This is a genomic window from Paraburkholderia nemoris, assembly GCF_905221015.1.
GTDB lineage: Bacteria > Pseudomonadota > Gammaproteobacteria > Burkholderiales > Burkholderiaceae > Paraburkholderia > Paraburkholderia nemoris.
This window is the reverse complement of the sequence record NZ_CAJNBO010000020.1, coordinates 1-20,856: the sequence shown is the minus strand read 5'-3', so window position 1 is coordinate 20,856 and position 20,856 is coordinate 1. Positions and strand designations below refer to the sequence as shown.

Genomic DNA, 20,856 nt, shown 5'->3' with positions numbered 1-20,856 from the left:
ACGCTTGTGCCTTGATTACGCCTTCGGTGACCCGGCTGACGGGTCGTCGGCATGCACGGTGTCGCTGCGCAGACTGCGGGGTGAGAGACGCGGTGCGCTCAGTTCGCACAGCGCCGTTTTTTATTGGAACTTCGGGTCGAGTCGCTCGCGTTCGATTGCGCTTCGCGGGTGTCTCCAAAGATCCGCACAGTGCAATCGGGCGCGCTCGCAAATACAGCGCGACTTCAACCTCGTCTTCCTCCAACGCCTATCGATACGCTCCGTTCAGCTTAGCTGCCCCGATAGGTGCTGTACGACCACGGCGACACCAGCAGCGGCACGTGATAGTGCGCACCGGCATCGGCCACGCCGAAGCGCAACACGACGCGATCGACAAAACGCGGCTCCGGCACTTTCGTGCCGATCGATGCAAAGTAGTCGCCGGCGCCGAATACGAGTTCGTATTCGCCCGGGACCAATGCGTCGCCTTCGAGCAGCGGCTGGTCGCAGCGGCCGTCGTCATTGGTGGTGGTGGTTTTGAGCGCGCGGCGGGTGTCGCCGGAGAGCGCGAAGAGTTCGACCTTGATGCCCGCGCCGGGACGGCCGTTCGCGGTGTCGAGCACGTGGGTAGTGAGCTTTCCCATTCGCAATTTTCCTTATGTGAATGCGAGGTTTCGGCGGCGGCCCGATCCAGAATACGTTGCGGCGGATCGAGGCTCCACGTCAGTGGCTACATACCCGTCGGCGAATTGAAGCGAGCGCCGTGGCAGCCATTGTAAAAAGGATGTTCACGTCAGCGCGCGCGAGATAGGAAAGATAATACCTGGCGCATGACAGACAGCCTGTTGAAAGCCACATTGAGTCGATTCATTCGACTATTACCGTGCAATTCGATCGTACCGGCGCCAAAAAAGGCCCACTATATCGGCAGCGTGAGGTTGGGTATCGCACTGGTGCGAGTTGTCAGCATTATTTTGACCGTTGAAGGTTACACCTGTGCGCCGCAGCAAACACAAGCGAAGCGCGGCACACCCCGAAGACGGCGGAAACACGCTGGGTAACCGGGCCAACGGCGTTCGACGGGACGCGGCGGCACGGTTGGCGTGCCGTCACATCGCGTTCGAACGGCTTTGCACGGAAGCAATGAAGCGGAGAAACGAATGACGATGGAGCAGGCGGCTATCAAGCCGAAGAAAACGATGTTGGTGAAGCACGCGGACGTGCTGGTCACGATGGACGGCGCCCGGCGCGAACTGCGCGACGGCGGCATGTATATCGAGGACAACCGCATCGTCGCAGTCGGACCGACGGCGGAATTGCCGCAAACGGCCGACGAAGTGCTGGACATGCGCGGCCACCTGGTGATCCCGGGTCTGGTGAACACGCATCACCATATGTATCAGAGCCTGACGCGCGCGATTCCGGCCGCGCAGAACGCCGAGCTATTCGGCTGGCTGACCAACCTCTACAAGGTGTGGGCGAACCTCACACCGGAGATGATCGAAGTCTCGACCTTGACGGCGATGGCCGAGCTGTTGCTGTCCGGTTGCACGACTTCGAGCGACCATTTGTATATCTACCCGAACGGCAGCCGCCTCGACGACAGCATCATCGCGGCGCAACGGATCGGCATGCGTTTTCATGCGGCACGCGGCAGCATGAGCGTGGGGCAGAAGGACGGCGGTTTGCCGCCGGATTCGGTGGTCGAGCGTGAAGCGGACATCCTGAAGGACACGCAGCGGCTGATCGAGACGTACAACGACGAAGGACGCTACGCGATGTTGCGTGTCGTGGTCGCGCCGTGCTCGCCGTTCTCGGTGAGCCGCGATCTGATGCGCGAATCGGCGGTGATGGCGCGGCATTACGGTGTGTCGATGCACACGCACCTGGCGGAAAACGTCAACGACATCGCGTACAGCCGCGAGAAGTTCGGCATGACGCCGGCCGAGTATGCGGAAGACCTCGGCTGGGTCGGTCACGATGTATGGCATGCGCACTGCGTGCAACTCGACGATGCGGGCATCGAACTGTTTGCTCGTACGGGTACCGGTGTTGCACATTGCCCGTGCTCGAATATGCGGTTGGCGTCGGGAATTGCGCCGGTCAAGCGGATGCGCCTGGCCGGTGTGCCGGTGGGCCTGGGCGTCGACGGTTCGGCCTCGAACGACGGCGCGCAAATGGTCGCCGAAGTACGTCAGGCGTTGTTGCTGCAGCGAGTCGGCTTCGGGCCGGATGCGATGACCGCGCGTGAGGCGTTGGAGATCGCAACGCTAGGCGGCGCGAAGGTGCTCAATCGCGACGACATCGGCGCACTGGCGCCGGGCATGGCAGCGGATTTCGTGTCCTTCGATCTGCGTCAGCCGCTGTTTGCGGGCGCGTTGCACGATCCGGTTGCGGCGCTGGTGTTCTGCGCGCCGTCGCAGGTGAGCCATAGCGTGATCGGCGGCAAGGTGGTGGTGAAGAATGGTCAGCTGACGACGCTGGAACTCGGACCGGTCATCGAGCAGCACAACCGGTTGGCGAAGACGCTGTACCAAGCGGCCGCCTGATGACGGAGTAAGGGCAAAGTAGAAGAAGCAGCTCTATCGGCATCCGCAAAGATGCCGATAGAGCGCAGAGAAAAGATTAAGGCTTGTCGATCAACGTCTTGGTCGCCTCGGCAACCAGGCTGCGCAGCCAGCGTACTTCATCGGAGTAATGCACACGTTCGTGCCACAGCTGGTAGTACTGCATCGGCGGGAAATCGAGCGGTGCGGGTACCACGGTCAACGGCAGGAACTTGGCGTAGTAGTCGGCAAACAGGCGCGTCGTCGTGAAGATCAGATCGGACTTGATCAGCACGTAAGGCGCCAGATTGAAGTACGGCAACGTGACGACCACGTGACGCTTTAACCGCTCGCGCGCGAGATGCACGTCGATCGCGCCGCGTTGGCCCACCGAGTAAGGAGTAGGCGCAAGATGCGGGGCATTCAGGTACTGGTCGAGCGTCAAGCCGCCGCGTTTGGCGAACGGATGCGCATTGCTCATCAGGCAGACGATCTGATCGACGAACAGGTTCGACAGGTGCAATTGCTCCGGCGGTTCCGGCCAGTTGCCGACCACGATGTCGAGCTTGCCGTCCTCGAGCGCGAGTTCGTAGTCGAACGCCGGCCCGAGCGAGTGAAACTCGAGCGTCGCGTTCGGCGCCGCCTGACGAAAGCGTTCCACCACCGTCGGCACGAACAGCACGTTGAGGTAGTCCGGGCAGCCGATCCGGTAGCAACGAATGGACGTGGCGGGATCGAAGTTGTGCTGCTGGAACTTGATGCGTTCGATTTCGCGCAGCGCGTTTTGCACCGGCTCGAGCAGGCGCAGGCCGTACTCGGTCGGCACCATGCCGGATTTGCCGCGCACCAGCAGCGGGTCGCCGGTGATGTCGCGCAAACGGCGCAGGGCCGCGCTGATGGCGGGTTGCGATTGATTCAGTTTGACGGCCGCGCGCGTGACGCTGCGCTCCATCAACAGGGTGTGCAAGACGCGTAATAGATACGTATCGATCGCCTCGCGTTGCTGACTCATGACTTCTCCGAAATATATGTTCTGGCTGATCGAGCGGGCGTGGGTGTATATGGCTTTTAATATGAACACAAAGCCACGTCAAGAGTGGGATACCCGCAGAGCACGCTGCGACGGGGGTTTGCGGGGAATTTTGACGGCTCGACTGAGCCGGTCGATTTAGGTATTGTCATCCGGTTGTGGTGACGGATCGTCCGCTGACAGGGTGGACGGACGCGCTGCAACCGGCAGTCTCTGACGTACTACGGAATCACATGAGCGACTCTTCTTATAGCGACGGCGCCGCCGCGCAGCCGGCAAACAGGCCGGAACAGGCGGCGCCCCGGTTGATGCTTCAGGGCATCACCAAACAGTACCCGGCCGTACGCGCCAACGACGACGTCACGTTGATCGTCGCGCCGGGTGAAATCCATGCCGTGCTCGGCGAAAACGGCGCCGGCAAAAGCACGTTGATGAAAATCATCTACGGTGCGGTGCGGCCCGACGCCGGCGAGATCCAATGGGAAGGTCAGCCGGTCGAGATCGCGAGCCCGGCGGCGGCGCGCAAGCTCGGCATCGGCATGGTGTTCCAGCATTTTTCGCTGTTCGAGACGCTCACGGTCGGCGAAAACATCGCGCTCGCGCTCGACGAACCCTTCGATCTGAAGACGCTCTCTAAACGCATCCGCGAAGTCTCCGCCGACTACGGCCTCGACATCGACCCGCAACGTCACGTGCATAGCCTGACGGTGGGCGAGCGGCAGCGCGTCGAGATCGTGCGCTGCCTGCTGCAGAATCCGCGTCTTCTGATCATGGACGAACCGACTTCGGTGCTCACACCGCAAGCGGTCCGCAAGCTCTTCGCGACGCTGCGGCGTCTCGCGGCGGAAGGTTGCAGCATCCTCTACATCAGCCACAAGCTCGACGAGATCCAGGAACTGTGCGACACCGCCACGGTGATGCGCGGCGGCCGCGTGACTGGTCACGTGAAGCCGAAAGAAGAAACGCATGCGTCGCTCGCGCAGTTGATGGTCGGCCATTCGCTGCCGGATTACACGCGCCGTGAACATACGCCGGGTGCGGTCCTGCTCGACGTGAAGCAACTGTCGGTGGAAAGCGACGATCCATTCGGCACGTCGCTCAATAACGTGTCGTTCGGCGTGCATGCGGGCGAGATCTTCGGCATCGCGGGTGTGTCGGGCAACGGCCAGGCCGAATTGCTATCGGCGCTCTCGGGTGAAAAGCGCGGCGTGCGTGCCGATGCGGTCACGATCTGCGGCAAGGCGGCAGGGCGCCTCGGCGCTGGCGGCCGGCGCGCGCTCGGTTTTGGTTTCGTGCCGGAAGAGCGTCTGGGTCGAGGCGCAGTGCCGGCGATGACCTTGTCGGAAAATGCGCTGCTTACGGCGCATCGTCAGCAGATGGTGAACTCCGGCTGGATCAAGGCGGGCGCAATGCGTGCCTTTGCCAAGCGTTGCATCGAAGCCTTCGACGTGCGTTGCGGCGGCTCGGAAGCGTTGGCGCAAAGCCTCTCCGGCGGCAATCTGCAGAAATACATCATGGGCCGCGAGATTCTGCAGGCGCCCAAGGTGCTGGTGGTCGCGCAGCCGACCTGGGGTGTCGACGTCGGCGCGGCGGCGTTCATTCGTCAGCAGTTGCTCGATCTGTCCGCCCGCGGCGTGGCGATTCTGGTGATCTCCGAAGAACTGGAGGAGTTGTTCGACATCTGCGATCGCATCGCGGTGCTGGCCGGTGGCAGACTCTCGCCGGTGCGTGCCACGGGAGCGACCAATGCCGAGGAAATCGGCCGCTGGATGGCGGGCCTGTTCGGCGACCGCGAGGGCGCGGCGCCGTCGGCGGAACAGCCGGCGCATGCCTGAACGGATCGATGCGCGATCGGATAGCTGATCGACGCTAAAGCTCCATAAGCACCAGAACCAGATACAAGCACTCACATAAGCACACGCTCCCATGATTCTTCCGTATCGACTCGAAGCACGCACGACGCCCTCGCGCACGATGCAGGTCGCCGTGCCGCTGATCGCCGCGTTGCTCACGCTCGTGATCGGCTTCCTGATCTTCAGCCTGGTCGGCCGTGATCCGCTCGCAGCCATGCACGCGTTTTTCATCGAACCGCTCTCCAGCGTGAACGGCTGGTCCGAACTGCTGCTGAAGGCTTCGCCGTTGTGCCTGATCGGGCTTGGCCTCGCGATCGGTTATCGCGCCAACGTCTGGAACATCGGCGCTGAAGGGCAGATGCTGCTTGGTGGCATTGCCGCCAGCGGCGTCGCGATCTATTTCGATCAGGCCACCGGCTGGTGGATTCTGCCGACCATGATGATCGCAGGCGTGCTCGGCGGCATGGTGTGGGCCGCGATTCCGGCGCTCCTGAAAAGCCGCTTCAACACCAACGAAATTCTCGTCAGCCTGATGCTCACGTATGTGGCCACGCAGTTGCTGATCTATCTGGTGAGCGGTCCGTGGCGCGATCCGCAGGGCATGAATTTCCCGCTTTCGGAGATGTTCAGCGGCGACGCGCTGTACCCGACCTTTTCCGGCGACTGGCACTGGAAATGGCTGCGCGGCACGCGGCTGAACGCATCCGTGTTCATCACGTTGATTGCGATTCCGTGCGTGTGGCTGTTCATGCGCAAGAGCTTCGCGGGCTACCGGATGAACGTCGGCGGTCTCGCGCCGCTCGCTGCGCGCTACGCCGGGTTCTCCGACAAGAAAACCATCTGGACGTCGTTGCTGATCAGCGGCGGTCTGGCGGGTCTCGCCGGGATGGGCGAGATCGCCGGTCCGATCGGCCAGTTGCAGGCGACATGGTCGCCGGGTTACGGCTTCACCGCGATCATCGTGGTGTTCGTCGGACGGCTGCATCCGGTCGGCATCGTGCTCGCGAGCTTGCTGATGGCGCTGCTGTACCTCGGCGGCGAAGCGGTGCAGACCTCGATGCAATTGCCGCAGGCGCTCTCCGGCGTGTTCCAGGGGCTGCTGCTGTTCTGCCTGCTGGGTGCCGACCTGTTCGTGAACTACCGCGTGCGCCGGCGCTCCGCCGCCGCGCAGGCCCACTGATTTTCCCGGCGGATCTCCATGGATATTCAACAAGCCAGCGCGCTCACCTCGAGCGCCGTCACCGCCGCAATTCCGCTGATGTTCGCGGGCGCGGGCGAACTCGTCACCGAGAAGTCGGGCGTGCTTAACCTCGGCGTCGAAGGCATGATGCTGATGGGCGCCGTGACCGGCTACGCGGTCACCGCCATTACCGGCAACCCATGGCTCGGCGTGGTCGCCGCGATCGGTGCGGGTCTTGCGATGTCGTTGCTGTTCGCGTTCCTCACGCTGACCATGCTTGCCAACCAGGTTGCCACCGGCCTCTCGCTGACGATCTTCGGCATCGGCCTGTCAGCCTATGTCGGCAAACCGTACACGTCGGCCGCGGTGCGCGCCACGATCGACACGTGGACCATTCCGGGGCTCTCGAAGATCCCGGTGCTCGGACCCGCGCTTTTCAGCCTCACGCCTCTCGATTACCTCGCGTTCCTGATGTTCGCGGTGATCTGGTGGTTCCTGTATCGCACGCGTGCGGGCCTCGTGCTGCGTTCGGTCGGCGAATCGCCGCAAGTGGCGCACTCGGTCGGCTTTCCGGTGGTCGGCGTGCGTTATGGCGCGGTGGCCTTCGGCGGCGGCATGGCGGGTCTCGCCGGCGGCTATTACTCGATCGTCAACCTGCACTTGTGGCAGGAGCAACTTACGTCGGGCCGCGGCTGGATCGCGCTCGCGCTGGTGGTGTTCGCGACATGGCGGCCGGGGCGTCTCCTGATCGGCGCGCTGCTGTTCGGCGCTGTGACGGGTCTGCAGTTTTACGCTCAGGCCATCGGCGTGCCGGTGCCGACGCAGTTTCTGGCGATGCTGCCGTATGTTGCGACCGTCGTCGTGCTCGTGCTGATTTCGCGTAACCCGAACACAATTCGTCTGAATGCGCCCGCGTCGCTTGGCAAGCCGTTTTTCTCGGCGGGATGACACGCTTGTCGCTTCATACGACCGACCACACGTTTCAAATCAATCGACAAACACGACAGGAGAAAACATGAAGAGAAGAAATCTGCTGACCGCCTTCGCGTGGGGCGCGGCCTCCCTGGCGCTTGCCGCGCCGCTCGCGCAAACCGCGCAAGCGGCCGATGCACCGGGCGTCGCGTTCGTCTACCTCGGCAATCCGGGCGACGCCGGCTGGACCTTCGCGCACGATCAGGGCTCGAAGGAAGCCGAAGCGAAGTTCGGCAACAAGATCAAGATTACCCGCATCGAGAACGTGCCTGAATCGGCCGACTCGGAACGTGTGTTCCGCGATCTGGCGAACAAGGGCAACAAGATCATCATCGGTTCGAGCTTCGGCTACCAGGACTTCGAACTGAAGGTCGCAAAGGACTTCCCGGATACGGTGTTCCTGCACGCAACCGGCTACAAGAAGGCGCCGAACTTCGGCACCTATGACGTGCGCATGTACCAGGGCGCCTACCTGGCAGGCGTCGCTGCCGGTTATGTGACGAAGACCAACACGCTCGGCTTTGTCGCATCGGTGCCGATTCCTGAGGTGATCCGCAACATCAACGCGTACACGCTCGGCGCGCGTTCGGTGAATCCGAAGATCCACACGAAGGTCATCTGGATCAACAGCTGGTTCGATCCGGGCAAGGAAAAGCAGGCTGCTGAAACGCTGATCGGCCAGGGCGCCGACGTGCTGCTGCAAAACACCGATTCGAGCGCGACGCTCGCGACCGCATCGGAAAAGCACGTGCATGCGTTCGGCTGGGATTCGGACATGAAGAAGTTTGGTCCTGATGCGCACCTCGGTTCGGTGGTCGCGCACTGGGGCGTGTATTACAACGCGGCTATTCAGCAGGTGCTGGACGGCAAGTGGAAGAACGATCCGGTGTGGTGGGGCATTCCGCAGAAGGCCGTCAATCTTGAAGACCTGAATACGTCGGCGATTCCGGCTGATGCGCAGAAGCAGGTGGCGGCGAAGCGCGACGACCTGGCGGGCGGCAAGTGGGACGTGTTCACGGGCCCGATCAAGGATCAGTCCGGCGCGGTGAAGGTGCCGGCAGGCAAGACGCTGACCGATCCGGAACTGCAACGCCTGAACTGGTATGTGGAAGGCGTGGACGGTACGCTGCCGAAGTAAACCGGCTCGCGCGGTCGTCTAGAACGAATCGCGGAAGGATCGACCGAGTCGCGAATGACCGGGTAACAATCGACCAGGCGGCGGTCTCAGCAACCGCTGCTTTAAGACGCTGCGTCCAGTACGGACGCAGCTTTTTTTTGCTTCAGATTATGTGTTGGAGATGTTTCGGGCGAAGCGCTAGTCGATGCGCAGGCCGACCTTGATGGTCACCTGCCAGTAGGCGACCTTGTCGTTCTCGATCTGGCCCCGCGTTTCCGTCACTTCGAACCAGTGCAGATTGCGCAGCGTCTTCGACGCTTTTTTAATCGCGGTGCTGATTGCGTCGTCGATCGATTTGGTCGATGAGCCGGTCAGTTCGATTTGTTTGTAAACATGTTCTGACATGAACTTCCTCCTTTGACCTTCGTTGGTGTGCAAAAAAAAGTATAGGCAATGGATTGCTGTCGACGTCGCTCGTATGGGTAAGTCATCCCGCACATCGCGTGCCCGATATGCCGCGGCGGAGCGAGGCCGTTATGATGTCCGCGCAACTCAATCCGAAACCTGACGAGGCTTGAAAGTGGAAATTGGTTTTTGCGGTCCCGGTCTGATGGGCGCGCCGATGATCCGGCATCTGCTGCGCGCGGGGCATGCCGTGCATGTCTGGAATCGCACGCGGGCCAAGGCGGAAGCGTTGCTGGCGGACGGGGCCAAGGTGGTCGATACGCCGCGCGAACTGGCCTCGCGGTGTGAGGTGGTGCTGTTGTGCGTCGCGGATGCTGCGGCGGTTGAAGAAACGGTGTTCGGCGCCGAGGGACTGCTGAGCGCGGATGCCACCGCGCCGAGACGCGTGCGCTTGATTGTCGATCATTCGAGCATTCCGCCGGCGGCCACGCGCGCGTTCGCGCAGCGCGCGGCGGCGGTGGCGGCAGTTGCGGCGGAAGGTCTGAGTGCTGCTACGGGCGAGGGTGGGCGACAGCGAGATGCGGGCACAGGCACTGCAGGCGTCGGCTGGATCGACGCGCCGGTATCCGGCGGCGTAGCGGGCGCGACGGCGGGCACGCTGGCGATCATGGCGGGCGGCGCCGCAGCGGACGTCGAGGCTGTGACGCGGCTCCTCGCCGCGTATTCGGCCCGCGTCACGCACATGGGCGATGTAGGAGCGGGGCAGACCGCCAAGCTGTGCAATCAGACGATCGTCACCGCGACCCTGGCGGCGATCGCCGAGGCCGTGAGCCTTGCGCAGCGCAGCGGCATCGACGCCTCAAAACTGACACAAGGTCTCGCTGGCGGTTGGGCCGATTCAGTGCTGCTGCAGATTTTCGTGCCGCGCATGACGCAAAGCGGTCTCGCGCCGATCGGCGCATTCCGTACGTTCCAGAAGGACATCGACACGGTCGCCGCGACGGCGTACGAGACCGGCACGCCGATGCCGGTTTCGTCGACGGTCCAGCAACTATTACGGCTCGGCGCGGCGATGGGGCTGGGCGAGGCCGATCTGTCGGCCTTCATCGACGTTTTGCAGACGCCGCGCGGCGACTAGAAGGTAGGCGGGGAGGCGAAAATCGGGCGCAAACGGGGCGCAAACGGGACGAAAAAGCGGCGTCGAAACGCACGAGCACAGCGCTCGCGTGGGTTGAATTCGCGATAACCTGCTAAAATATTGGGTTGTTCGCCGATATCACCTTAAAGGACGCGCCGTGCTGTCTACCGCCAATATCACCATGCAATTCGGGCCAAAGCCCCTCTTCGAGAACATCTCGGTCAAATTCGGGGAAGGGAACCGCTACGGCCTGATCGGTGCGAACGGCTGCGGCAAGTCTACCTTCATGAAGATCCTGGGTAGCGATCTCGAACCGAGCTCCGGCAACGTGATGCTCGAACCGAACGTTCGCCTCGGCAAGCTGCGTCAGGATCAGTTCGCGTACGAAGACGTGCGCGTGCTCGACGTCGTGATGATGGGCCACACGGAAATGTGGGCTGCCATGACCGAGCGCGACGCGATCTACGCCAACCCGGATGCCACCGACGACGACTACATGCACGCCGCCGAACTCGAAGCGAAGTTCGCCGAGTACGACGGTTACACCGCGGAAGCGCGTGCCGGCGAACTGCTGCTCGGCATCGGCATCGCGATCGAAGACCACAATGGCCCGATGAGCAACGTCGCACCGGGCTGGAAACTGCGCGTGCTGCTCGCGCAGGCGCTGTTCTCGAAGCCGGACGTGCTGTTGCTGGACGAACCGACCAACAACCTGGACATCAACTCGATCCGTTGGCTGGAAGACGTGCTCAACCAGTACAACTCGACGATGATCATCATCTCGCACGATCGTCACTTTTTGAACCAGGTGTGCACGCACATGGCCGACATGGACTTCGGCACGCTGAAGGTCTATCCGGGCAACTACGACGACTACATGCTGGCCAGCACGCAGGCGCGCGAGCGTCAGCAGAACGCCAACGCCAAGGCGAAGGAACGCGTCGCCGACCTGCAGGACTTCGTGCGCCGCTTCTCGGCGAACAAGTCGAAGGCGCGTCAGGCCACCAGCCGTCTGAAGATGATCGACAAGATCAAGATCGAGGAATTCAAGCCATCGTCACGGCAGAATCCGTTCATCCGCTTCGAGTACGAGAAGAAGCTTCACAACATCGCGGTGGTCGCCGACAAGATCTCGAAGAAGTACGAGCGTCAGATCTTCAACGACTTCAGCGTCAGCGTGCAACCGGGCGAGCGTATCGCGATCATCGGCGAGAACGGCGCGGGTAAGACTACGCTGCTGCGTTCGCTGCTCGGCAAGCTCACGCTCGATCACGGTACCGTGAAGTGGGCTGAAAACGCGAACGTTGGCTACATGCCGCAGGACACGTATGAAGAGTTTCCGACCGACGTCACGCTGATGGACTGGATCGACGGCTACCGCCAGGAAGGCGACGACGAGCAGATGGTGCGCGGCACGCTCGGCCGTCTGCTGTTCAATGCCGACGACATCCGCAAGTCGGTCAAGGTGCTCTCCGGTGGTGAGAAGGGCCGCATGATCTGGGGTAAGTTGATGCTGGGCCGTCACAATGTGTTGCTGATGGACGAGCCGACCAACCACATGGACATGGAGTCGATCGAATCGCTGCAGATCGCGCTCGACAAGTACGAAGGCACGTTGATTTTCGTGTCGCACGACCGTGAGTTCGTGAGTGGCCTCGCGAACCGGATCATCGAAGTGAAAACCAACGGCACGCTGAACGACTTCGGCGGCAACTATGAAGACTTCCTGTTGAGTCAGGGCGTGCAGTAAGCGTTCTGCTTCACGGTGTAGTGCTAGGCAAAGCCAGCTTCTTCGAAGCGGGCTTTTTTCATGGTGGGCGTCTTGCACGCCGGGGGGGGGCGGGTTGGTCCGTCCGTACGAATCAATCTCACCGTGAAGTGACCAACGTCAACCAACCGGCCTCAAAAACAAACCCGCAAGCAGCCTCATTGACCCAAAGCAACGCATGTCGCGCCCGACGATCGATTATCACCGTTTCGATAGTCCACCCATCGGGTCGTCAATGCACACCTCTCACTCTTTCCCACCACTCGTTATCCGCGGCCGCTCGCTGCTTCCGATCGTGCAAGGCGGCATGGGCGTCGGCATCTCGGCCCACCGGCTGGCCGGCAGCGTCGCCCGCGAAGGCGCACTCGGCACCATCGCCAGCATCGACCTGCGTCATCATCATCCCGATCTGATCGAATGCTGCCGGCAATCCCCCGACCGGTCTACGCTCGAACAGGCGAACCTCACCGCGCTGGCGCGTGAAATCCTCGCCGCCAAGGCACTTAGCGAAGGTCGCGGCATGATCGCCGTCAACGTGATGAAAGCGGTCAACGCGCAAGCGGAGTACGTGCGGGTCGCCTGCGAAAGCGGCGCCGATGCCATTGTCATGGGCGCTGGCTTACCGCTTGATTTGCCGGACATGACCGGGGGCCACGACATCGCGCTGATCCCCATTCTGTCGGATAGCCGCGGCGTCGCGCTGGTGCTGAAGAAGTGGATGAAAAAGGGCTGTCTGCCCGACGCCGTCGTGATCGAGCATCCGGCCCACGCAGGCGGCCATCTCGGCGTGACCAATCTCGCTGACATGCACGACCCGCGCTTCGAATTCTTGCGTGTGCTTGAGGATCTCGACGCGGTATTCACGTCGCTCGGTTTGAGTCGTCAGGACGTGCCCTTGATCGTCGCAGGCGGCATCAACAGTCACGAAGCAGTGCGCGAACTGCTGAACGCCGGTGCCAGCGGCGTGCAGCTCGGCACGCCGTTCGCTGTGACTGAAGAAGGCGACGCGCATCTGAACTTCAAACGCGTACTAGCCGAAGCGACACCCGACGACATCGTCGAATTTGTCAGCGTGACGGGGTTGCCTGCGCGCGCGGTGAAAACACCGTGGCTGATGCGCTATCTGCGGCACGAAACAAAAATCCGCGAGAAGATCGGCGCGCTCAAACACGTCTGTCCGACCGCGCTCGAATGCCTCAGCGTGTGTGGTTGGCGCGACGGTGTCGAGAAGTTCGGCCACTTCTGCATCGACACGCGACTCGCCGCGGCATTGCGCGGCGACGTGGCCAATGGCCTGTTCTTTCGCGGCCGCGAAGCGTTGCCGTTCGGCACGGCCATCCGCAGCGTCCACGACCTGATCGAACTGCTCCTGACCGGTGCGACGCGACCCGCTGTCGCAGGTCGTTGGGCGTTCTCGCTGGGTTGATACGGGTCAACGTGAAACCTGACAGGACCTTCGACAATCCCCGCACGCAAACAACACTCGGGGAAGCACATGAAGCACTTGCTCAGGAACAGAATCAAGGCCGCAGTCGTCGCGACATGCCTGCTAGGCGCGGGCGCGCTGGCCTCACCAGCGCAGGCTGCCGGCGACGACCAGATGAGCGGCATTCACGCCGGCGACGTGCTGGTGCGTTTGCGCGCAATCAGCATCATGCCGAACGTGGGGACCAACCAGTCGCTTTCGGCGCTCAATGTGGACGTCAATAACGCCATCGTGCCGGAGCTGGATCTGACCTACATGATCCGCGACTACCTCGGCGTCGAGCTGATTCTCGGCACGTCGCGGCATCAGTTGACGTCGAGTCTCGGCAATCTCGGCGGTGTGAACGTGTTACCGCCCACGCTGCTGCTGCAGTATCACTTCAACCACGCTGGGCGCATCCGTCCGTACGTCGGTGCGGGGTTGAACTACACGTTGTTCTATAACAACGGCCTGAATGCTGGCGGTCAGCCGATCTCGATCACCAACCATAGCTTCGGCCCTGCGTTGCAGGCAGGTGTGGACGTGCAGGTGACCAAGTCGCTATTCGTCAATGCGGACATCAAGAAGATCTGGATGCACACCGACGCAACGCTTGGCGGTCAATCGCTTGGCCGGCTGAACATCGACCCGGTGGTGGTCGGTTTGGGTGTCGGTATGCGGTTCTGATTGCCGCGCTCGAGAATCTGCGTTCTTCACGCAAAAAACGCCGGAATGTCCGGCGTTTTTTATTGCAACTGCGATCCGAGTCGGGAGACGAACTTTCCGGCAGGAGGGCCGATGCGCGTGGTCACGGCGTGCGGGTGTCTACAGCTTGTCGTTCTTGAAACGCATCGCGGTGCCGTCTTGCTCGATGCGTACCCACACCGCGCGTTTTTCCTCGTCGCTCAGGAACACCCAGTTGGATACTTCGGTGGCGGTGCGGCCGCAGCCTTTGCAGACCTCGTCGAAAAGCGTGGAACAGACACCGATGCACGGGCTGTCGGGAAGATCGTGGAGATTCGAAGCCATCGGAAACCTTGGGGCGGAGAAGCAAAGTTCCGCTATGTTAACCGATAGATCAAACAAGCCTGCCTTATCCCCCGAACGCCAACTGCCACAACAACGCGCCGTTGAGCACGACGATGAACGCCGCCGACAGCCAGGCCAGGAGAAGTGGTAGGCCGCGCACGTGCCAGCCGTGCATCAGGCTGGCGTCCGACGTGTAGCGGATCAGCGGCACGACCGCGAGCGGCAGTTGCAGGCTCAACACCACCTGGCTCGCCACCAGCAGTTGATTGGAGCCGTGCTGACCGAACAGCGCGACGGCGAGGAGGGCGGGCCCGATCGCCAGCGCCCGGGTGAGCAGCGCGCGCTTCCAGCGCGGCAAGCGCAGACGCAGAAAACCTTCCATCACCGCCTGACCGGCCAGCGTGCCGGTGACTGTCGCGCTCAGGCCGCACGCGAGCAGCGCCGCCGCGAACAGGATGCCGGCCCAGTGCGTGCCGAGGAGCGGGGCGATCAGCCGGTGCGCATCGGCGAGATCGGTGACGTCGCGATGGCCGCTCGCATAGAACACCGCGGCCGCTACGATCAGCAACGCCGCGTTGATGACGAAGGCAAACGAAAGCGACGCAAAGGTGTCCAGATTCACGACCTGTAACGCTGCCTTGATCTGGGCGTCGCTGCCCTCCGGCGCATGGTGCTTGACGAGCGCGGAGTGCAGATACAGGTTATGCGGCATCACCGTCGCGCCGACGATGCCCGCCGCCAGCCACACCATGCCCACGTTGCGCAGCAGATCGAGGCTCGGCGCGGTGCCGGCCAGCGCGGCGTGCCAGTCGGGCCGCGCCAGCGCCAGTTCGACGACGAAGCACAGGCCGACAAAGCCGATCAGCGCCGCGATCACCGCCTCGAGCCGACGCCCGCCTGCCTGCTGGAGCGCCAGCAGGGCGAACGTGCAGACCGCCGACATCAGCACGCCGACCGTCAGCGACACGCCCAGTAGCAATTGCAACGCGACGGCGCTGCCGACCACCTCGGCGACGTCGCACGCGATGATCGCGACCTCGCTGGTCAGCCACAGGAACAGCGTGACGCGGCGGCTCGAGCGCTCGCGGCAGATCTGCGCAAGGTCGCGCCCAGTCACGACGCCGAGGCGTGACGACAGCCACTGCAGCAGCATCGCCATCAGGCTCGCCAGCAGCACCATGCTCAGCAGCCGGTAGCCGTAACCCGCGCCGGCGGCGAGCGCCGTCGCCCAGTTGCCCGGATCGATATAGCCGACCGCGATCAAGGCCCCCGCGCCGACGAACGAAAACCAGTGCGCGGGGCGTGCCGGCCCGCCGTCCGGCAGACGCCGGCGGCGGTTCGGTCGCAACGCGGACGGATTCGTGTTCATCGACGCCTGGAGGTTTAAGACTGCACCCGTGTGCAAGTGACGTGCCCGCAGCGAAGCCGGCACGCGACGCAGCGAGGCCAAGGGGCCAAGACGCGCTCGCGTGGTTGGCGCCGCGCTGTCTACAAGTCTCTCTGCGCTATTGTGCACCGTGGCGCGACGGGTGGCTTACGCTCGCATCGAGGTTAGCTCGAGGTTAGCTGTAAGGCATAAGATTCGCGGAAAGCGGCCTCCGGCTGCCGCCTGGATGCGAACCCGGCAGGGCGCGGCCGCCGCAACTTGACAAAGAGATAACAACGGGGCCGCCACTGGTGTTTTTTTCGGGTAGACACGCGCCGATAACCCGCTAAAATTGCGCCCATTTTGTAGCGGCGCGGCTTACGCTGTACCGTTTGCGCGACAGCCTGGTATTTTTTTTGGTGCGCGCAATAATTAATGGTAGTTTTCGGATTTTTCAGGGGAGCCGCGTGCGGTGTGCCGCGGCGTGGTTGAAGACAGCCGGCGCGGGCCGGTCAGGATCGGAGAACGGGATGAAAAGACGGGTAGTGGGACAAGTGGCGGCACTGGTTCTGTGCGCGACACCGTGGTTGACGGCTGCTGCGAAAGACACGCAGCTCAACGTGTATAACTGGTCCGATTACATCGCCAAGGACACCATTCCGAATTTCACCAAGCAGTCCGGTGTCCAGGTCAAATACGACAACTACGACAGCGACGACACGCTGCAAGCCAAGCTCCTCACCGGCAGTTCCGGTTACGACATCGTCGTGCCGACCAGCAACTACGCCGGCAAGCAGATTGCCGCGGGCATCTTCGCGCCGCTCGACAAATCGAAGCTGCCGAACCTGAAGTACCTCGATCCCTCGCTGATGGCCCTCGTGGCCGGCGCCGATCCGGGCAACAAGTACACGGTACCGTGGGCATACGGCACGACCGGCCTCGGCTACAACGTGACCAAAGCGCAGCAGATCCTCGGCAAGAACGTGCCGCTCGACAGTTGGGACGTCCTCTTCAAGCCGGAAAACATTTCGAAGCTGAAGACCTGCGGCGTGTCCGTGCTCGACGCGCCGGACCAGATGTTTGCCGCCGCGTTGCACTACATCGGCAAGGATCCGATGAGCACGAACCCGGCCGACTACCGCGCCGCGCTCGAGATGATGAAGAAGATCCGCCCGTACATCACGCAGTTCAACTCGTCGGGCTACATCAACGATCTGGTCGGCGGCGACGTGTGCTTCGCGTACGGCTGGTCGGGCGACGTTGTGATCGCCAAGCATCGCGCGGTCGAGGCGAAGAAGGCCTTCAAGATCGAGTACTACATTCCGAAGGGCGGCGCCCCGGTGTGGTTCGACGTGATGGCGATTCCGAAAGACGCGAAGAACAAGGAAGCCGCGCTCGAGTGGATCAACTACATCGAAACGCCGCAGGTTCACGCCGCGATCACCAACGCCGTCTACTATCCGAGCGCCAACCTCGAAGCGCGCAAGTACGTGGACAAGGACGTGGCGAACGACCCGGCCGTGTACCCCTCGCCTGAAGTCATCAAGACGCTGTTCCTGCTGAAGCCGCTGCCGCCGGAAATCCAGCGTCTGCAAACGCGGCTGTGGACTGAATTCAAGTCCGGCCGCTGATTCGCAGCCAGAGTGAACGCGTAAGTATCATCAAGAAGCCCTCGGTGTCCACCGGGGGCTTTGTTCGTCAAACGCCGGAGTAAAGCATTGTGATGAGTAGTGACCAGTCGGGCGCGATGGCAGGGACCGCCGTGCCGTCCCCGGGCCTGAACGCCGCAGCAGGCGATGCCGCAGAGAATTTCGTCCAGATCGTCGACATCGTGAAGAAGTTCGGCGAGACCGCGGCGGTCAAAGGGGTCAACCTGTCGGTGAAAAAGGGCGAGCTGTTCGCGCTGCTCGGCAGTTCCGGCTGTGGCAAATCGACCTTGTTGCGCATGCTGGCCGGCCTCGAATCGATCACGTCCGGCAAGATCCTGATCGACGGCGAAGACCTCGCGCAATTGCCGCCTTATCGCCGGCCGGTCAACATGATGTTCCAGTCATACGCGCTGTTTCCGCACATGACGGTCGAGGCCAACGTCGCCTTCGGCCTGAAGCAGGAAGGCGTGCCGAAGTCTGAACTGAAAGACCGCGTGCAGACCGCGCTCGATCTCGTGCAGATGGGCCGGTTTGCGAAGCGCAAGCCGCATCAGCTCTCCGGCGGTCAGCAGCAGCGTGTGGCGCTCGCGCGCTCGCTCGTCAAACGGCCGAAGCTGCTGTTGCTCGACGAACCGATGTCCGCGCTCGACAAGCAGATCCGCCAGCGCACGCAGATCGAACTGGTCAACATTCTCGACAAGGTCGGTGTGACCTGCATGATGGTGACGCACGACCAGGAAGAGGCGATGACGATGGCGGACCGTCTTGCCGTGATGAGCGAAGGCGAGATCGTCCAGCTCGGCACACCGCACGAGGTGTACGAATATCCGAATAGCCGTTTTTCGGCCGAGTTCATCGGTTCGACCAATCTGTTCGACGGCAACGTCGTCGAAGACGAACCCGATCACGTGTTCATCGAAACGCCCGACTTGCCGGTCCGTCTCTACGTGAGCCATGGCATTACCGGGCCGCTCGGCATGCCGGTGACGATTTCCGTGCGGCCCGAGCGCATCGCGCTCACGCGCAAACCGCCTGAGGGTGCGTACAACTGGGGCAAGGGCGTGGTAACGAATATCGCCTACATGGGCGGCTATTCGCTGTACCACGTGAAACTCGACGCCGGCAAAACGGTGATTGCCAACGTGACGAGCCTTGCCTTGACCGAGATCGATCCGCCCACCTGGGGCGACGAGGTGTATGTGCGCTGGAGCGCATCGGCTGGCGTGGTGCTGACGTCATGAAGCGCTCGATCAGTTCTTTCGCGTCCTGGCCGGTGCGCCGTTTCAATCTGACTGCCCGCACAGCGGTGGTGGCCGGCCCGTTCATCTGGCTGCTGCTGTTTTTCCTCGTGCCGTTCCTGCTGGTCGTGAAGATCAGCTTCGCCGATTTGCAGCTTGGCATTCCGCCTTATACCGAACTCGCCAAATACACCGATGGTGTGGTTCACGTCGCGCTAGACCTGTCGCACTATGCATTTCTGCTGACCGACAGCCTCTATTTCGCGACCTATGTGAATTCGGTGGTGGTGGCGGGGATATCCACGTTGCTGTGTTTGCTGATCGGTTATCCGATGGCGTATTACATTGCCCGATCGAATCCGGCGAGCCGCAATCTGCTGATGATGGCGGTGATGCTGCCGTTCTGGACGTCGTTTCTGATTCGCGTGTATGCATGGATCGGAATCCTGAAGAACAACGGCTTGCTGAACAACTTCCTGATGTCGACCGGGCTGATCCATACGCCGATCGAGTTGTATCACACGAACACCGCGGTTTATATCGGCATGGTGTATTCGTACCTGCCGTTTCTCGTGATGCCGTTGTATGCGCATCTGGTGAAGATGGACATGACCTTGCTGGAAGCCGCCTACGACCTCGGTGCGAAGCCGTGGCGGGCGTTCTGGCAGATCACCTTGCCGCTGTCGAAGAACGGCATTATTGCCGGGTGTTTGCTGGTGTTTATTCCGGCGGTAGGCGAGTACGTGATTCCGGAATTGCTGGGCGGCGCGAACACGCTGATGATTGGCCGCGTGATGTGGAATGAGTTTTTCGACAATGCCGATTGGCCGATGGCGTCTGCCGTGACGTGCGCGATGGTGTTGTTGTTATTGGTGCCGATGGCGTTTTTCCAGTACGCGCAGGCGAAGGCGATGGAGGAAAGGCGCTGATGAAGCCGAACCGGATTTTGCAGATCATTGCTTTGGGGATCGGGTTTCTGTTCCTCTACGTTCCGATCGTGAGTCTGGTTGTGTATTCGTTCAACGAATCGCAACTGGTCACGGTGTGGACGCGGTTTTCGACGCGCTGGTATGCGGCGCTGTTGCAGGACGACGAGTTGATCGCGGCGGCGTGGTTATCTTTGCGCGTGGCGTTGCTGACGGCGTTTGCTTCGGTGATTATCGGCACGTGGGCCGGGTTTGTTTTGGCCCGCATGGGGCGGTTTCGGGGCTTTACCCTTTACACGGGGATGATCAATGCGCCGCTGGTGATTCCCGAGGTGATTCAGGGGATTTCGCTGCTGCTGCTGTTCATCGAAATGGCCAAGTGGTTGGGGTGGCCCGCTGGGCGCGGTATTTTCACGATCTGGATCGGGCACGTGATGCTGTGTATTTCGTATGTGGCCATCATCGTGCAGTCGCGGGTGAAGGAGTTGAATCCTTCGCTTGAGGAAGCCGCGCTGGATCTTGGGGCTACGCCGCTGAAGGTGTTTTTCTTCATTACGTTGCCGTTGATTTCGCAGGCGCTGATTTCTGGGTGGTTGTTGTCGTTTACCTTGTCTATCGACGATCTGGTTTTGTCGGCGTTTTTGTCGGGGCCTGGGTCGACGACGTTGCCACTGGTTGTTTTTTCTCGTGTTCGGCTTGGGTTGAATCCTGAGATGAATGCGTTGGCTACTTTGTTTATTGCTGTGGTTACTGTTGGGGTTGTTTTGGGGAATTATTTTATGCAGCGGGCTGAGAGGAAGAGGGCAGTGATGGCTGTGTAGGTTTTTTTGCCTGCGCGGCGCTTTTGTCAGTGTTCCTGGGGCGTTGGCCTTTCCTTGATTTGTTAGTGGTCTATTAGCGTTGCCCCTGTGCGGGGCGGCACCTACTTTTCTTTGCCGCCGCAAAGAAAAGTAGGCAAAAGAAAGCGGCTAGAAGCCCCTGCTAAGTGGGCACCGTAGTCTGCAAGTGGTAGTGGTGCGACTGGAATCTGTGTTCGTGCCGCTGCACGTGCTTGTGACAAGGGCGTCATACTTCCGGCGGCGCTGAACCTGTCCGCATTTTTGTGTGCGAGGCGGTTGGCGGAGTTACCCGCGTGCGTTGGTAAAACGCTCTCCAAACAGAATAGCGAACTGGTTCATGGCGGAGGACCAGTCGA

At 61.7% G+C, this 20,856-nt stretch carries 18 protein-coding genes; 13 read left to right on the top strand and 5 right to left on the bottom strand.

Going from position 1 to position 20,856, the window contains the following annotated elements:
* Window positions 1-269 precede the first annotated feature (269 nt).
* Window positions 270-623, bottom strand: a complete 354-nt coding sequence (gene uraH / locus KHO33_RS27630) for a hydroxyisourate hydrolase (RefSeq protein ID WP_074283346.1) — start codon at window positions 621-623, stop codon at window positions 270-272.
* A 516-nt stretch (window positions 624-1,139) separates the two neighbouring features.
* On the opposite strand from uraH, the gene KHO33_RS27625 reads away from it, so the two are divergent.
* Window positions 1,140-2,528, top strand: coding sequence for an 8-oxoguanine deaminase (locus KHO33_RS27625; protein ID WP_200566086.1), 1,389 nt, complete (start codon window positions 1,140-1,142; stop codon window positions 2,526-2,528).
* Window positions 2,529-2,604: 76 nt separating this feature from the next.
* On the opposite strand, the gene KHO33_RS27620 is transcribed toward KHO33_RS27625, so the two are convergent.
* Window positions 2,605-3,537: a LysR substrate-binding domain-containing protein gene (locus tag KHO33_RS27620; RefSeq protein ID WP_012433318.1), complete on the bottom strand. Its 933-nt coding sequence runs from the start codon at window positions 3,535-3,537 to the stop codon at window positions 2,605-2,607.
* Between the two features lie 251 nt (window positions 3,538-3,788).
* Between KHO33_RS27620 and KHO33_RS27615 the strand changes: the two genes are divergently transcribed.
* The 4 genes from KHO33_RS27615 to KHO33_RS27600 all read left to right on the top strand — a co-directional run bounded on the left by KHO33_RS27615 (window position 3,789) and on the right by KHO33_RS27600 (window position 8,698).
* Window positions 3,789-5,390: an ABC transporter ATP-binding protein gene (locus KHO33_RS27615; RefSeq protein ID WP_200566085.1), complete on the top strand. Its 1,602-nt coding sequence runs from the start codon at window positions 3,789-3,791 to the stop codon at window positions 5,388-5,390.
* Window positions 5,391-5,481: 91 nt separating this feature from the next.
* A complete protein-coding gene (locus KHO33_RS27610) occupies window positions 5,482-6,588 on the top strand; it encodes an ABC transporter permease (protein WP_200566084.1) in 1,107 nt (368 codons plus the stop codon).
* An 18-nt stretch (window positions 6,589-6,606) separates the two neighbouring features.
* Window positions 6,607-7,536 (top strand): ABC transporter permease, encoded by a 930-nt coding sequence (locus KHO33_RS27605; RefSeq protein WP_200566083.1) that lies wholly within the window; start codon window positions 6,607-6,609, stop codon window positions 7,534-7,536.
* 67 nt (window positions 7,537-7,603) lie between these two features.
* Complete coding sequence (locus tag KHO33_RS27600; protein WP_200566082.1) at window positions 7,604-8,698, top strand: BMP family ABC transporter substrate-binding protein; 1,095 nt, start codon at window positions 7,604-7,606, stop codon at window positions 8,696-8,698.
* 177 nt (window positions 8,699-8,875) lie between these two features.
* On the opposite strand, the gene KHO33_RS27595 is transcribed toward KHO33_RS27600, so the two are convergent.
* Window positions 8,876-9,082 carry a dodecin gene (locus KHO33_RS27595; protein WP_054035325.1) on the bottom strand — a complete coding sequence of 69 codons (207 nt, stop codon included), beginning with the start codon at window positions 9,080-9,082 and terminating at the stop codon, window positions 8,876-8,878.
* 175 nt (window positions 9,083-9,257) lie between these two features.
* On the opposite strand from KHO33_RS27595, the gene KHO33_RS27590 reads away from it, so the two are divergent.
* The 4 genes from KHO33_RS27590 (at window position 9,258) to KHO33_RS27575 (ending at window position 14,140) form a co-directional block, all read left to right on the top strand.
* Window positions 9,258-10,220 carry an NAD(P)-dependent oxidoreductase gene (locus KHO33_RS27590; RefSeq protein WP_200566081.1) on the top strand — a complete coding sequence of 321 codons (963 nt, stop codon included), beginning with the start codon at window positions 9,258-9,260 and terminating at the stop codon, window positions 10,218-10,220.
* A 157-nt stretch (window positions 10,221-10,377) separates the two neighbouring features.
* Window positions 10,378-11,970 carry an ABC-F family ATPase gene (locus tag KHO33_RS27585; RefSeq protein ID WP_054035326.1) on the top strand — a complete coding sequence of 531 codons (1,593 nt, stop codon included), beginning with the start codon at window positions 10,378-10,380 and terminating at the stop codon, window positions 11,968-11,970.
* Between the two features lie 253 nt (window positions 11,971-12,223).
* Window positions 12,224-13,414 (top strand): NAD(P)H-dependent flavin oxidoreductase, encoded by a 1,191-nt coding sequence (locus KHO33_RS27580; RefSeq protein WP_200566080.1) that lies wholly within the window; start codon window positions 12,224-12,226, stop codon window positions 13,412-13,414.
* A 69-nt stretch (window positions 13,415-13,483) separates the two neighbouring features.
* Complete coding sequence (locus tag KHO33_RS27575; RefSeq protein WP_200566079.1) at window positions 13,484-14,140, top strand: OmpW/AlkL family protein; 657 nt, start codon at window positions 13,484-13,486, stop codon at window positions 14,138-14,140.
* A 138-nt stretch (window positions 14,141-14,278) separates the two neighbouring features.
* Here KHO33_RS27575 and KHO33_RS27570 read toward each other — a convergent pair whose 3' ends face one another.
* Together KHO33_RS27570 and KHO33_RS27565 are read right to left on the bottom strand one after the other, a co-directional pair.
* Window positions 14,279-14,482: a DUF1289 domain-containing protein gene (locus KHO33_RS27570; RefSeq protein WP_028199276.1), complete on the bottom strand. Its 204-nt coding sequence runs from the start codon at window positions 14,480-14,482 to the stop codon at window positions 14,279-14,281.
* Window positions 14,483-14,546: 64 nt separating this feature from the next.
* Entirely contained in the window at window positions 14,547-15,851 is a 1,305-nt protein-coding gene (locus KHO33_RS27565) for an Nramp family divalent metal transporter (protein ID WP_200566078.1), read from the bottom strand.
* A 527-nt stretch (window positions 15,852-16,378) separates the two neighbouring features.
* Here KHO33_RS27565 and KHO33_RS27560 point away from each other — a divergent pair.
* The 4 genes from KHO33_RS27560 (at window position 16,379) to KHO33_RS27545 (ending at window position 20,482) form a co-directional block, all read left to right on the top strand.
* On the top strand, window positions 16,379-17,479 hold the full coding sequence (locus KHO33_RS27560; RefSeq protein WP_200566077.1) for a polyamine ABC transporter substrate-binding protein: 1,101 nt from the start codon (window positions 16,379-16,381) through the stop codon (window positions 17,477-17,479).
* A gap of 92 nt (window positions 17,480-17,571) precedes the next feature.
* Entirely contained in the window at window positions 17,572-18,738 is a 1,167-nt protein-coding gene (locus KHO33_RS27555) for an ABC transporter ATP-binding protein (RefSeq protein ID WP_200566076.1), read from the top strand.
* Complete coding sequence (locus KHO33_RS27550; protein WP_054035328.1) at window positions 18,735-19,664, top strand: ABC transporter permease subunit; 930 nt, start codon at window positions 18,735-18,737, stop codon at window positions 19,662-19,664. Before KHO33_RS27555 ends, KHO33_RS27550 begins: the two co-directional genes overlap by 4 nt.
* Window positions 19,664-20,482 carry an ABC transporter permease subunit gene (locus tag KHO33_RS27545; protein ID WP_054035329.1) on the top strand — a complete coding sequence of 273 codons (819 nt, stop codon included), beginning with the start codon at window positions 19,664-19,666 and terminating at the stop codon, window positions 20,480-20,482. Before KHO33_RS27550 ends, KHO33_RS27545 begins: the two co-directional genes overlap by 1 nt.
* The last annotated feature ends 374 nt before the right edge of the window (window positions 20,483-20,856 follow it).

Bases quoted from the DNA above. Each gene is read 5' to 3' on its own strand.
- uraH (WP_074283346.1), bottom strand. From the start codon at position 623: ATGGGAAAGCTCACTACCCACGTGCTCGACACCGCGAACGGCCGTCCC.
- KHO33_RS27580 (WP_200566080.1), top strand. From the start codon at position 12,224: ATGCACACCTCTCACTCTTTCCCACCACTCGTTATCCGCGGCCGCTCG.
- KHO33_RS27550 (WP_054035328.1), top strand. From the start codon at position 18,735: ATGAAGCGCTCGATCAGTTCTTTCGCGTCCTGGCCGGTGCGCCGTTTC.
- KHO33_RS27595 (WP_054035325.1), bottom strand. From the start codon at position 9,082: ATGTCAGAACATGTTTACAAACAAATCGAACTGACCGGCTCATCGACC.
- KHO33_RS27570 (WP_028199276.1), bottom strand. From the start codon at position 14,482: ATGGCTTCGAATCTCCACGATCTTCCCGACAGCCCGTGCATCGGTGTC.
- KHO33_RS27615 (WP_200566085.1), top strand. From the start codon at position 3,789: ATGAGCGACTCTTCTTATAGCGACGGCGCCGCCGCGCAGCCGGCAAAC.
- KHO33_RS27555 (WP_200566076.1), top strand. From the start codon at position 17,572: ATGAGTAGTGACCAGTCGGGCGCGATGGCAGGGACCGCCGTGCCGTCC.
- KHO33_RS27625 (WP_200566086.1), top strand. From the start codon at position 1,140: ATGACGATGGAGCAGGCGGCTATCAAGCCGAAGAAAACGATGTTGGTG.
- KHO33_RS27560 (WP_200566077.1), top strand. From the start codon at position 16,379: ATGAAAAGACGGGTAGTGGGACAAGTGGCGGCACTGGTTCTGTGCGCG.
- KHO33_RS27620 (WP_012433318.1), bottom strand. From the start codon at position 3,537: ATGAGTCAGCAACGCGAGGCGATCGATACGTATCTATTACGCGTCTTG.
- KHO33_RS27610 (WP_200566084.1), top strand. From the start codon at position 5,482: ATGATTCTTCCGTATCGACTCGAAGCACGCACGACGCCCTCGCGCACG.
- KHO33_RS27600 (WP_200566082.1), top strand. From the start codon at position 7,604: ATGAAGAGAAGAAATCTGCTGACCGCCTTCGCGTGGGGCGCGGCCTCC.
- KHO33_RS27575 (WP_200566079.1), top strand. From the start codon at position 13,484: ATGAAGCACTTGCTCAGGAACAGAATCAAGGCCGCAGTCGTCGCGACA.
- KHO33_RS27545 (WP_054035329.1), top strand. From the start codon at position 19,664: ATGAAGCCGAACCGGATTTTGCAGATCATTGCTTTGGGGATCGGGTTT.
- KHO33_RS27565 (WP_200566078.1), bottom strand. From the start codon at position 15,851: ATGAACACGAATCCGTCCGCGTTGCGACCGAACCGCCGCCGGCGTCTG.
- KHO33_RS27605 (WP_200566083.1), top strand. From the start codon at position 6,607: ATGGATATTCAACAAGCCAGCGCGCTCACCTCGAGCGCCGTCACCGCC.